At 75.2% G+C, this 11,682-nt stretch carries 10 protein-coding genes and 1 pseudogene; 5 read left to right on the top strand and 6 right to left on the bottom strand.

Features of this window, described 5'->3' with window-relative positions; all coding sequences use genetic code 11:
- The first annotated feature begins 4 nt into the window (after positions 1 to 4).
- The gene (locus tag AB0A69_RS05705; RefSeq protein ID WP_361415697.1) at positions 5 to 1,114 is read left to right on the top strand and encodes an MBL fold metallo-hydrolase; all 1,110 of its coding nucleotides are present in this window, start codon (positions 5 to 7) and stop codon (positions 1,112 to 1,114) included.
- A gap of 94 nt (positions 1,115 to 1,208) precedes the next feature.
- Here the strand turns inward: AB0A69_RS05705 and AB0A69_RS05700 are convergent, their stop codons facing one another.
- Both AB0A69_RS05700 and AB0A69_RS05695 read right to left on the bottom strand, forming a co-directional pair.
- Entirely contained in the window at positions 1,209 to 1,841 is a 633-nt protein-coding gene (locus tag AB0A69_RS05700) for a VTT domain-containing protein (RefSeq protein WP_361415695.1), read from the bottom strand.
- On the bottom strand, positions 1,838 to 2,605 hold the full coding sequence (locus tag AB0A69_RS05695) for an MBL fold metallo-hydrolase (RefSeq protein WP_361415693.1): 768 nt from the start codon (positions 2,603 to 2,605) through the stop codon (positions 1,838 to 1,840). Before AB0A69_RS05695 ends, AB0A69_RS05700 begins: the two co-directional genes overlap by 4 nt.
- 103 nt (positions 2,606 to 2,708) lie before the next feature.
- Here AB0A69_RS05695 and AB0A69_RS05690 point away from each other — a divergent pair, with 103 nt between their 5' ends.
- The 3 genes and pseudogenes from AB0A69_RS05690 to AB0A69_RS05680 all read left to right on the top strand — a co-directional run bounded on the left by AB0A69_RS05690 (position 2,709) and on the right by AB0A69_RS05680 (position 6,767).
- On the top strand, positions 2,709 to 3,113 hold the full coding sequence (locus AB0A69_RS05690) for a hypothetical protein (protein ID WP_361415691.1): 405 nt from the start codon (positions 2,709 to 2,711) through the stop codon (positions 3,111 to 3,113).
- A gap of 70 nt (positions 3,114 to 3,183) precedes the next feature.
- Entirely contained in the window at positions 3,184 to 5,307 is a 2,124-nt protein-coding gene (locus AB0A69_RS05685; protein ID WP_361415689.1) for a phage holin family protein, read from the top strand.
- Positions 5,308 to 5,376: 69 nt separating this feature from the next.
- Positions 5,377 to 6,767: pseudogene (locus tag AB0A69_RS05680) on the top strand (amino acid permease).
- Positions 6,768 to 6,818: 51 nt separating this feature from the next.
- On the opposite strand, the gene AB0A69_RS05675 reads toward AB0A69_RS05680, so the two are convergent.
- Entirely contained in the window at positions 6,819 to 7,736 is a 918-nt protein-coding gene (locus AB0A69_RS05675) for a helix-turn-helix domain-containing protein (protein ID WP_361416811.1), read from the bottom strand.
- A gap of 13 nt (positions 7,737 to 7,749) precedes the next feature.
- Positions 7,750 to 8,718: a helix-turn-helix domain-containing protein gene (locus AB0A69_RS05670; protein ID WP_361415687.1), complete on the bottom strand. Its 969-nt coding sequence runs from the start codon at positions 8,716 to 8,718 to the stop codon at positions 7,750 to 7,752.
- 269 nt (positions 8,719 to 8,987) lie between these two features.
- Between AB0A69_RS05670 and AB0A69_RS05665 the strand changes: the two genes are divergently transcribed.
- Entirely contained in the window at positions 8,988 to 9,446 is a 459-nt protein-coding gene (locus tag AB0A69_RS05665) for a hypothetical protein (RefSeq protein WP_361415685.1), read from the top strand.
- A 115-nt stretch (positions 9,447 to 9,561) separates the two neighbouring features.
- On the opposite strand, the gene AB0A69_RS05660 is transcribed toward AB0A69_RS05665, so the two are convergent.
- Positions 9,562 to 10,482, bottom strand: a complete 921-nt coding sequence (locus AB0A69_RS05660) for a LysR substrate-binding domain-containing protein (RefSeq protein ID WP_361415683.1) — start codon at positions 10,480 to 10,482, stop codon at positions 9,562 to 9,564.
- A complete protein-coding gene (locus AB0A69_RS05655; RefSeq protein WP_361415681.1) occupies positions 10,479 to 11,660 on the bottom strand; it encodes a glycine C-acetyltransferase in 1,182 nt (393 codons plus the stop codon). The genes AB0A69_RS05660 and AB0A69_RS05655 overlap by 4 nt, the downstream gene beginning before the upstream one ends.
- Positions 11,661 to 11,682: the final 22 nt, after the last annotated feature.

Here is an 11,682-nt window from a genome sequence, read left to right as displayed (position 1 = left end):
GCAGATGACGGAACAGACGTCACCCACGTCCCCCACGACGGCGACGGCCGCCGCCACGGCCGCGACGGCCACCGTACGGACGGCCCCGGTGGCCCCGGTGGCCCCGGTGGCCCCGGCGGGCCGTACGGGCTCCGTGGCGGGCGGTGCCCTCCGCCCGCTCGGTGAGGTGCGCTCCTGGCCGAGATCCTTCGCCGACCGGCTCACCGCGCCCCTCCCGGGCGTACGCGCCATGGCCAGGCTGGCCAGGGAGGGCGCCGTCCGGCCCGGCCGCGACGGGCTGCGCGACATCCCCAGGCTGCCGTACGCCCCCGAGCCGCTGCCCGACGTCGACGTCGACGCCGGCACCGTCGCCGTCACCTGGGTCGGCCACGCCAGCTGGATCGTCCGCGTCGGCGGCCTCACCGTGCTCACCGACCCCGTCTGGTCCCGCCGCATCCTCGGCACCCCCGCCCGCATCACCCCCGTCGGCGTGCGCTGGGAGGACCTGCCGCCCGTCGACGCCGTCGTCATCAGCCACAACCACTACGACCACCTCGACGCCCCCACCCTCAAGCGACTGCCGCCCGACACGCCGGTCTTCGTCCCCGCGGGGCTCGGCCGCTGGTTCCGCCGCCGCCGCTTCACCCGCGTCACCGAGCTCGACTGGTGGGAGGCGGCCGAACTCGACGGCACCCGCTTCGACTTCGTACCGTCCCACCACTGGTCCAAGCGGACCCTGACCGACACCTGCCGCTCCCTGTGGGGCGGCTGGGTGCTGACCGACCCCGCCGGCCGGCGCGTCTACTTCGCGGGCGACACCGGTTACGGCCACTGGTTCGCGGAGATCGGCCGCCGCCACCCCGGCATCGACCTGGCGCTCCTCCCCATCGGCGCCTACGCCCCGCGCTGGTGGCTCCGCGACGTCCACACCGACCCGGAGGAGGCGGTCCAGGCCTTCCAGGACCTCGGCGCCCGGGTGATGGCGCCCATGCACTGGGCCACCTTCGTCCTCTCCTCCGAGCCGGTCCTGGAACCCCTCACCCGCCTGCACGCCGCCTGGGTCGCCGCCGGCCTGCCCCGCGACCGCCTCTGGGACCTGCCGGTGGGCGGATCACGGGTGCTAGGGGGTGTCTGACGACTCCCGCCTGCCCCGCGACGCCTGCCACGCACGCTCGCAAGGCGCCGCGGGCCCGCCCTCCGGGCGGACGACGGGAATCGTCAGACACCCCCTACCGCCGTAGCCGCCGCCAGATCCCCGGCACGGCGCTGATCAGCAGCGCCAGGCCCACCGCGGCCGCCACGCCCTCCCAGGGGCGGGCGAACAGCGAGCCGCCCAGGACGCCGATCAGCTGGTAGGTCGCGGCCCACGCCAGGCACGCCGGGATGTCGCCGCGCACGAACCCTCCCAGCCGCATGCCGGAGAGCAGGCACGCCAGCATCACCGGGATCCGGCCCGCCGGGAGGAGCCGGGACAGCACCAGCACCGACACTCCGTGGGTGCGCAGCTTGGCCCGGGCCTGTTCGAGCCGGTCCGGCGCCGCCCGGTCGCTCAGCGCCCCCAGCAGCCGCGAGCCGTTCTTCGAGCGCACGCCCCGCTGGCCCAGCCAGTACAGCGCCACGTCCCCGGCGAACGCCGCGCCGGCCGCCAGCGCGAACACCGCCGCCAGCGAGAACGGCGCCGTCTGGTGGATCGCCACCACGGTCGCCGAACTGACGAGCGCACCCGTCGGCACCACCGGGACCAGCGCCCCCAGCGCCACCAACAGGAACAGTGACGGATAGCCGATCGCCTGCTGCGTCGGCTCCGGCGGCAGCCCCGCCGCCAGCCCCGGCCCCCACCCGGCCCCCAGCACGGCGATCACGGCCGGACCTCCGGCCGTACGCGCTCGCCGTGCCCCAGCCGGTGCACCGCCACCCCCGGTGCGAGCCGCGCCGCGTGCCGTACGAACTCGTCGCCCGGCGCGTGGAACTCGTGCGGCCGGACCGCGTCCATCCCGATCGGCCAGTACGTGCCGTAGTGCACCGGCACCGCCGCGCGCGGCCCCAGCGCGGCGAGCACCTGCGCGGCCCGCCGCGCGTCCAGGTGGCCGTGGCCCAGGTAGGGCCCCCAGCCGCCGACCGGCAGCAGCGCCACGTCCACCTCGCCCACCGCGTCCGCCATCCCGTCGAACAGCCCGGTGTCCCCGGCGAAGTACGTGCGCGCCTCACCGGTCACCACGTACCCGAGCGCGGGGGAGCGGTGCGGCCCCACCGGCAGCCGCCGCCCGTCGTGCAGCGCCGGCACCGCCCGTACGACCAGGTGCTCCACCGCCACCTCGTCACCGGGCCCCACCTCGGTGATCCGCAGCCCGTCCAGCCTGCGCAGCCCCGGCACGGAGCGGGTCGCGCCGCGCGGCACGATCAGCGAGGTGCCGGGCGCGAGCCGGGCCAGCGACGGCAGGTGCAGATGGTCGCCGTGCAGATGCGAGACCACCACCGCGTCGGCGCGCGCGGCCTCGGGCGTCGGCAACGCGCCCCGCCGCCGGCGCAGATGGGCCAGCCGGCGCGCGAAGAGCGGATCGGTGAGCACCCGCACTCCGGAGTCCTCGACCGTGCAGGTGGCATGACCCCACCAGGTGACCTCCACCGGCCCGCCACCCTCCTCGTCGCTGGTGCCCGCTCAGCGGAACGCTCCCTAGAGCGTAGTTCCGCGCCTCCTCACGCGGAGCCGATCGGAGTAGGGTCGGCCCATGGAGGACGTACGCGTGGCGGCGATCGCCAGCCTGACGCCGCTCGAGGAGCTCGAGCGCGACCCGTTCCTGGTGGATACCCGCAGCCAGCACGCGATGTGCGAGCGCTGGGCCGCCGACCAGGGCTATGTCGTCAGCCGGCAGCTGCTGCTCTACGGGCTGCGCCCCGACCACCGGATGCTGTGGGCCGACATCGAGGCGGGCGCCGTGGACCTGTTCGTCGCCCCCAACGAGCGGGTGCTGGAGCGGGCCGTCACCTCGGCGCGGGCCTTCTCCGCGGAGTGCGAACGCCGCGGCGTACGCCTGGAGACGGCCGGGTTCGACGAGCCGGCGTACGACGCGGCCATGAAGGCCCACGTGCACCGCAGGCTCTCCATGCCGACCGCCGGCTACGACGGCCGCTGACCCCGTTCCACGGACGGCGTCGACGTTCCGTGTGCCACGCTGGAGCCAGGCTCGGCGGAAGGCTGGCGGCGTGGCGGAGAGGCGATGGCGGAGGACCGGCAGCGCCGTGCTGCGGGTCGTCGCGGTCTGGGCGGTGTCGAGCCTCACCATGCTGGCGCTCGCCGCGCTGCTCCCCGACTTCCGGCTGCAGTCCGACGACGGCGACACCCTCACCCGGACCGCCGTCACCGCCGCCTGGGGCGCCGGGGCCTTCGGACTGCTGAGCGCGCTCGTGTGGCCCCTGGTCGTACGCGCCCTGCTGCTCGTCCCGGCCCTCGTCCTCGGGCTGCTCGTCTTCTTCCTCAACGGCTCCCTGCTGCTCGTCGCGCTCTCGCTGATCCCCGACGGCCGCGGCCAGGCCGACCCGGAGAACGCCGTCGTGGTCGCCGCCGTGATGTCCGCCGTCGCCTCCGCGACCTCCACCGCCGTCGCCGTACGCGACGACGACGCCTACCGCCGCAGGCTCTACCGGCTCACCGACCGCCGCCGCCCCCGCTCCGCACGCGGGCCCGACGCGTCCGCGCCGGGCGTGGTCTTCCTGCAACTGGACGGCGTCGGCCACGACCTCCTGCTGCGCGCGACCGAGGACGGTCTGATGCCGACCGTGGCGTCCTGGCTCCACGGCCCGGGCGCCCACCGCCTCACCCCGTGGCGCACCGACTGGTCCAGCCAGACGGGCGCCAGCCAGCTCGCCCTGCTGCACGGCTCCAACCACGACGTCCCCGCCTTCCGCTGGTACGAGAAGGACACCGGCCAGCTGATGGTGAGCAACCGGCCCGCCAGCGCCGCCGAACTCCAGCGCCGCGCCGTCGCGCGCACCGGTGACCCCGGGCTGCTGGCCGGGGGCGGCGCGAGCCGCGGCAACCTCTTCAGCGGCGGCGCCGGCCAACTCGCCCTGGTCCTCTCGGTCACGGCGCGCCGGGGCCGCGGAAACCGCTCCAGGGCGGGCTACTTCGCGTACTTCAGCGACCCGGCCAACGCCGTCCGCACCGCCGTCTCCTTCGTCGCCGAGGTGGGGCGCGAGATCGGCCAGTCCACCCGGGCCCGCCTCCGCCGCGAGACACCGCGGGTCCGCCGCGGCGGGCTCTACCCCTTCATCCGCGCCTTCGCCACCGTCGTCGAACGGGACGTCGTCGTCGCGGCGGTCATGGGCGACGTGCTCGCCGGCCGCCCCGCCGTCTACGCCGACCTCGTCGCCTTCGACGAGGTCGCCCACCACTCGGGGCCGTACAGCCGCGACGCCGCCAAGGTGCTCCAGCGGCTGGACCGGTCCCTCGCGCTCATCGCCGAGGTCGCCGAGCACGCGCCGCGCCCGTACCGGATCGTGCTCCTCTCCGACCACGGCCAGAGCCCCGGCGAGACCTTCCGGAGCCGGTACGGGCTGACGCTGAAGGACCTCGTCCGCGTCGCGTGCGGGCTGCCCGTCCCGCGCCGCGCCCGGCGCGCGCAGACCGGCGCGGAGGCGCGCGGCGCGCTGCGCAGCGCCCTGCACCGCCCGGTGGAGGAGCCGGCCGAGGTGCGCCCGCCGCGCGGCTCGGAGCCGGTGGTGCTCGCCTCCGGGAACCTCGGGCTCATCTCCTTCCCGGACGTGCCCTACCGCCTGTCGCGCGAGGAGATCGACCGCCGCCACCCCGCCCTGCTGCCCACCCTGGCCCGCCACCCCGGCATCGGTTTCGTGCTGGTGCGCAGCGAGGAGCACGGCTCGGTGGTGATCGGCCCGGACGGCCGCGAGGTGCCGGTCGACGAGCTCACCGACGGCGACGCCGGCCCGCTCGCCGTCTTCGGCCCCGGCGCGGCCGACGCCGTCCGGCGCACGGACTCGTTCCCGCACGCCGCGGACATCATGGTCAACTCGACGTACGAGCCGTCGACGGGCGAGGTGCACGCCTTCGAGGAGCAGATCGGCTCCCACGGCGGGCTCGGCGGTGAGCAGGCGCGGCCGTTCCTGCTGTCCCCGCCGGCGCTGTCGGCGCCGGTGGAGGACGGCGGCGATCTGGTGGGCGCGGAGCAGGTGCACCGGGTGCTGCGCCGCTGGCTGCGCGAGTCGCAGGGGCTCGGGGAGACCGTACGGGCCGTGCAGGAATCGCCGCCGCGGACGCAAGCGGAAGAAGTTTTTCCGGTTCCGGATGGTCTCGCGCCGGACAAAAACGGGTGATTTGGAGCGACGCCCTCCCTCCTCGACCATATCTGAGGTTTATACGGAGAAAGGCGCACCGCACCCCCCATGGCCACGGTCCTCACCCCACCCCAGCACCCTCGCGACCAGCACCACCCCGACCACCAGCCGGGCACGCACGAGAACAAGCACGCCCGGCGCTTCGGTCTCCCGATCGCCACCGCGCTGGTCATGGGCAACATCATCGGCGGCGGGATCTTCCTCCTCCCCGCGTCCGTCGCCCCGTACGGCACCATCAGCCTGGTCGCCTTCGCCGTCCTCACCGTCGGCGCGATCGCCCTCGCGCTCGTCTTCGGCCGCCTCGCCCGGCGCCACCCCCGCACCGGCGGCCCCTACGTCTACGCCCGCGAGGCCTTCGGCGACTTCGCCGGGTTCCTCGCCGCCTGGTCGTACTGGATCACCACCTGGGTCTCCAACGCGGCGCTCGCCGTCGCCGCCGTCGGCTACCTCGACGTCCTGATCCCCGTCGACCACTCCACGCCGCGACCATCGCGGCGGCCCTCTGCCTCCAGTGGCTGCCCGCCCTCGCCAACCTGGCCGGGACGCGGTACGTCGGCGCCGTCCAGCTCGTCGCCACCGTACTGAAGTTCGTGCCGCTGCTCCTCGTCGCCGTCGGCGGGCTGTTCTTCTTCGACTCCGGCAACCTCGGCCCCTTCCAGGGCGGCGACTCCGGCGCCCTCGGCGCGATCTCCGCCTCCGCCGCGATCCTGCTCTTCAGCTACCTCGGCGTCGAGTCGGCCGCCGTCAGCGCCGGCGAGGTCCGCGACCCCGAGCGCAACGTCGGCCGCGCCACCATCCTCGGCACGCTCGGCGCCGCCGCGCTCTACCTGCTCGGCACCCTCTCCGTCTTCGGCACCGTCGCCCACGACAAGCTCGTCGCCTCCGACGCGCCCTTCTCCGACGCCGTCAACACCATGTTCGGCGGCTCCTGGGGCGGCACCGCGGTGGCGTGCATGGCGCTGGTCTCGATGGTCGGCGCGCTGAACGGCTGGACGCTGCTCAGCGCCCAGACGCCGTACGCCGCCGCCCGGGACGGGCTCTTCCCGACGGCCTTCGCCCGCAAGAAGCGCGGCGTGCCGACCGTCGGCGTCCTCGTCACCGTCGTCCTCGCCTCGCTGCTGACCGTGTACAACTACACGGCCGGCTCCGACGGCGTCTTCGAGGTCCTGGTCCTCGTCACCACCTTCACCGCGACCGTCCCCTACCTGCTGTCCACGGCCGCGCAGATCCACTTCCTCGCCTCCGGACAGACCGACCGCGTCCACCGCGGCCGCCTCGTCCGGGACGCGCTCCTCGCCGCCCTCGCCTTCGGCTTCTCCCTGTGGCTGGTCGCCGGCTCCGGCTACGCGGCCGTCTACCAGGGCGTGCTGTTCCTCTTCGCGGGCGTGCCGGTGTACGCGTGGATGTCGGCCCGCAAGGAGCGCGCCGCGCGCCGCTGACGCGCCCCCGGCGCGAGGGCGTCACAGCGCGCGGCGCACTCGGCGGCCGCCTCAGCCGAAGCACTCCCGGTCACCGCGCGCGGGCAGGAGGCAGACCTGCGCGCCGGCCGTCCCGGGCGCGTCGGCCGCCGCCATCGGGGTGGTGACGTACCCCTCGACGGCCCGGCCCCCGGTCGCGACGATCCGCTGGGTCCGGCCGCCCGGCAGCGTCAGCTCCACGCCGTCGCCCGCCCGGAGCCCGGTGGCCCGTACCCACACCGCACGGCAGTCCTCGCCCCGCCGCAGCTCCAGGCGCTGCCCGTCCGAGGCGGTACGGGCCGCGACGGTGGACACCATCCCGGTGCCGCCGCACCCCATGTCCTTCGGGTCCTCGCCCTCGCAGGACGCCCCGGCGCAGCCGGGGTTGCGGATGCCGGACTCCAGGGGGCTCGGCTCGGGCGACGTCGGGGTGCCGTCCCCGCGGGGCAGGACCAGCGGTCCCGGGCCGCTCAGGCCGCCGAGACCGAGCGCGATGCCGGCCACTACGACGCCCGTCGCCACGGCGGCCCACCGCCGCGGGCGCCGGGGCGACGGGCGGAGCCGTACCTCCCCGTCGCCCCGGGGTGCCGCCGCCCCGCCCGGCCCCGGGTCCGGGTGCGGGTCCGGTCGGCGGCCGGCCGGGCTGACCGGCTCGACCGGCTGCGGTGGCTCGGCCGGCTCGGGTGGCTCGGCGGGCTCCGGGGGCGCGGCCCGGCCGCTCCAGGCGGCGTCGGCCAGCTCCCACAGCGCCAGCAGCCGCCCGGGCGGCTCCCCGACCATCGCGCACAGCGCCTCCACGGCCTGGCGCGGCACCGGCGCCTTGCCGTTGAGGTACCGCTCCCAGGAGGACTTGCTGTACGGCGTGCGGGCGGCGAGTGCGGCGAGGCTCAGGCCGGTGGCCTCCCGCAGCTCGCGCAGCGCGGCGGCGAGCCGGCTGCATTCGGTGGCGATCCTGTGCCCGCGCTCACCGCCGCAACTCCCTCCAGGTGTCGGGGCCCACGATGCCGTCGACGACGAGCCCTCGTTCCTTCTGGAACCGCTTGACGGCCTCCTTGGTCCGCTCGTCGTACAGGCCGTCCGTGGCCTGCGGGTCGACGCCGTGCTCCCGCAGCAGGCACTGGGTCTCCACCACGTCGAAGCCCGTGCTGTTGGTGTCCAGGAGCATCTCCCGCGTGGTGCTGTGCCCGGCCCGGAGCTCGCCCTTCTCCCGCCGGATCTCGCAGTCGTACGTCTGCCCCCGGCGGTAGCCGGACGCCGACGTGGACGCGCCCTCCATGGCGGGCCCGCTGTCCCGCCACGCGCCGGCGGTCAGCAGACCGCCGACGAAGGCGGCGGCCGCGACGAGCGCGACCACGACGAGCCCGCGCCCCAGCGGCATCACGCGCACCGCCCGCCCGGACCGGCCGAGGCCCCGGTCCTCCGCAACGGCCGCCTTCCCGTCGGCGACCTCCCCGTCGGCGGCCTTCCGGTCGGCGATCTCCCCCCGGCCGGCGATCTCCCCGTCGGCGGCCCCGTGGCCGGCCCGGCCCTCCGGCAGGCCGGCGTCGCGTGCGTCCGGAACGCCCTCTGGCGTGCCGTGCTCCGCCGCCCCGCCCGGCCGGTCCACCGCGGCGGGGGCGCTCGCCGTGCCCCCGGTGCCGTCCGTCTCGCGTCCCTCGGGTTGCGGCGGCTCCCGGTCGCCGAGCGCCACCTCGTGCAGCACGACCAGCCGTGTCGGATCGGCCCCGCACACCCGGGCCAGCTCCTCGACGGCCTGGCGCGGCACGGGCTTCTTCCCGTTGAGGTACCGCTCCCAGGAGGAGCGGCTGTAACCGGTCCGGCCGGCGAGCGCGGCGAGGCTGAGCCCGTTGTGGTCCTTCAAGCGGCGCAGCTGGACGAGCAGTTGCCGCTCGCGCTCCCCGAGGCCGGGCGGCAGTTCCTTCCATCGAGCCATGTGCTGTTCCCCCTATCTCCACCACGCGGTGACATCCAGGGAAGGCCAAGGGTTCCCGTCCCCCGCGTCCCCCGGCGTGATCCGGACAGCGGCGGCGTCCCGCCAACGCCGCGTGGGACGGCGCGTCCCAGCAGGTCGCAACGTGGGACGTCCCACGCCGCCCCATCCTCCCGGCCGGCTCTGGCCCGGCCCGAATTGACGCGGAAAAGTCGTTCTCGCAACCGCCGGGCGGCACCGCCCCCGGCCCACCAACGGAGGGAAGCACGACCATGAACCTGCGCAGGAGCCTCGCCCTGTCCACGGCGACCGTGATGCTCGGTGGCGGCCTCGCCATGGGCGCCGCCCCGGCCATCGCCGCGACGCCCACCGCCCCGGCCCCCGTCGCGGCGGAGGCGGCCCCGGGCCCCGTCGCCACCAAGGCGGGATGGAAGAACCTGTGGAATGCCGACATCAGTGGTGACTACCTCAAGAGCCACAACAAGAAGTGGGTCTCCCAGGGCTACAAGCTGCCGGGTGGCTCCACCATGGCGCGCGGAGTCTTCACCTGCTCGGGTGGCGGCAACGCCAAGCTGAAGGTGCTGGTACTGGACTCCGGCAAGTCCACCACGAAGAAGCACCGCTGCAACGGCAAGAAGCACTACGCGACCGTCGCCTACAAGTCCGGCGAGACGGTGAAGCTCATCCTCGAGGGCTCGAAGAACACCCGCGTGGAGGCCTGGGCCGGCTGATCGACGGCCCCGACCGCTAGCGGGACGGGGGGTGGCCCGTTCCCGGCGTACCGCCGGGAACGGGCCACGCCGTTCACCCCACGCCGTTCACGCCACACCCGTTTTACGCCACGCGTCAGACGCCCGTCGCGGACAGCCCTTCCGCCGCGTCCGCCAGCGCCCCCAGCACCGGCCGGATCAGCGGGTGGCCCTCCGCCCCCCGCCGCACCGCCGCGAAGACCCGCCGGAACGCCGCCGGACCCGCCACCGGGCGGACCACCACGTCCTTGAGCTCCATGCCCCGCAGCGCCGAGCGCGGCACCAGGGCCACGCCCGCGCCCGCGCCCGCGAGGGCCACCACCGCGCGGAAGTCGTCCGAGGAGTGCACCAGCCGCGGGTCGAAGCCCGCCAGCTCGCAGGCGAGGAGCACCATGTCGTGGCACGGGTTGCCGGGGTACGGGCCGATCCAGTCGGCGTCCGCCAGCGCGGCGAGCGCCACCTCGGACCCCTGCGCCAGCGGATGACCCGCGTGCAGCACCGCGTCGAACGGCTCCGCGTACAGCGCCACCCGCGCGAGGCGCCGGTCGCCCTCCCGCGGAGCGCCCCGGTACTCCACGGCGAGCGCCACGTCCGCCTCGCCGTCCAGGACCAGCGGCAGCGACTCGTCGCCCTCCGCGTCCCGTACGCGCACCCGGATGCCGGGGTGCGTCTCGGCCAGCCGCCCGATCGCCGGGGCCAGCACCTCCGCGATCCCGGTCGCGAAGGCGGCCACCGTCACCTCGCCGGCCGTGCCCCCCGCGTACGCCGCGAGCTCCGCCTCCGCCCGCTCCAGCTGCGCGAGGACCTCGTTGGCGTGTTCCAGCAGGATCTCGCCGGCCGCAGTGAGCCGTACGCCCTTGCCGCTCCGGGTGAGCAGCGTGTGCCCGGTCTCCTGCTCCAGCGCGGCGAGCTGCTGCGAGACGGCGGACGGGGTCAGGTACAGCGCCGCCGCCGCGGCGGTCACCGTACGGTGGTCCGCCGCGGCCCGCAGGATGCGCAGCCGCCGGGGGTCGATCACCCCGCCATTGTCGCGCGTGCGTCGGTGAACGCGGCCACCGCCCGCTCCACGTCCTGCGTGGAGTGCGCCGCCGACAGCTGCACCCGGATGCGCGCCTGCCCCATCGGCACCACGGGGTACGAGAAGCCGATCACGTACACGCCCCGCTCCAGCAGCAGCTCCGCCATGCGCGCCGCCTCGGCCGCGTCCCCGATCATCACGGGGGCGATCGGGTGGTCGCCGGGCAGGATCTCGAAGCCCTCCTCCGCCATGCGCGTACGGAACAGCTTCGTGTTGGCGTCCAGTCGCTCCCGCAGGTCGCCGGCGGACTCCAGCAGGTCCAGGACCTTCAGCGACGCGGCCGCGATCACCGGGGCGAGGGAGTTGGAGAAGAGGTACGGGCGCGAGCGCTGCCGCAGCAGCGCGACGATCTCCGCGCGCGCCGCGACGTAACCGCCGGACGCGCCGCCCAGTGCCTTGCCGAGCGTGCCGGTGATGATGTCGACGCGGTCCATCACGCCGTGCAGCTCGGGCGTGCCGCGCCCCTCCGGGCCGACGAACCCGACGGCGTGCGAGTCGTCGACCATGACCATCGCGTCGTACCGGTCGGCGAGGTCGCAGATCTCCCGCAGCGGGGCCACGTAGCCGTCCATCGAGAAGACGCCGTCGGTGACGATGAGCCGGCGCCGCGCGTCCTGGGTGTCCTTGAGCTGCTGCTCCAGGTCGGCCAGGTCGCGGTTGGCGTACCGGTGGCGGCGGGCCTTGGACAGCCGGATGCCGTCGATGATGGAGGCGTGGTTGAGGGCGTCGGAGATGACCGCGTCCTCGGGGCCGAGGAGCGTCTCGAAGACGCCGCCGTTGGCGTCGAAGCAGGAGGAGTACAGGATCGTGTCCTCCTGGCCCAGGAACGCCGACAGCCGCCGCTCCAGCTCCTTGTGGACGTCCTGCGTGCCACAGATGAAGCGCACGGACGCCATGCCGTAGCCCCAGCGGTCCAGCGCCTCCTTGGCGGCGGCGACGACCTCGGGGTGGTCGGCGAGGCCCAGGTAGTTGTTGGCGCAGAAGTTCAGTACCTCACCGGAGGCCACGGAGACGGTTGCGCTCTGGGGGGTGGCGATGACGCGCTCGGGCTTGAAGAGACCGGCGTCGCGGATCTCGTCGAGGGTGGCGCGCAGCTCGTCGCGGACGGAGTCGTACATGAGGGGTGCTCCCTGCTCTCGG

This window comes from Streptomyces sp. NPDC045431, from assembly GCF_040646655.1.
Lineage (GTDB): Bacteria > Actinomycetota > Actinomycetes > Streptomycetales > Streptomycetaceae > Streptomyces.
This window is presented reverse-complemented; position numbering and strand designations above follow the sequence as displayed.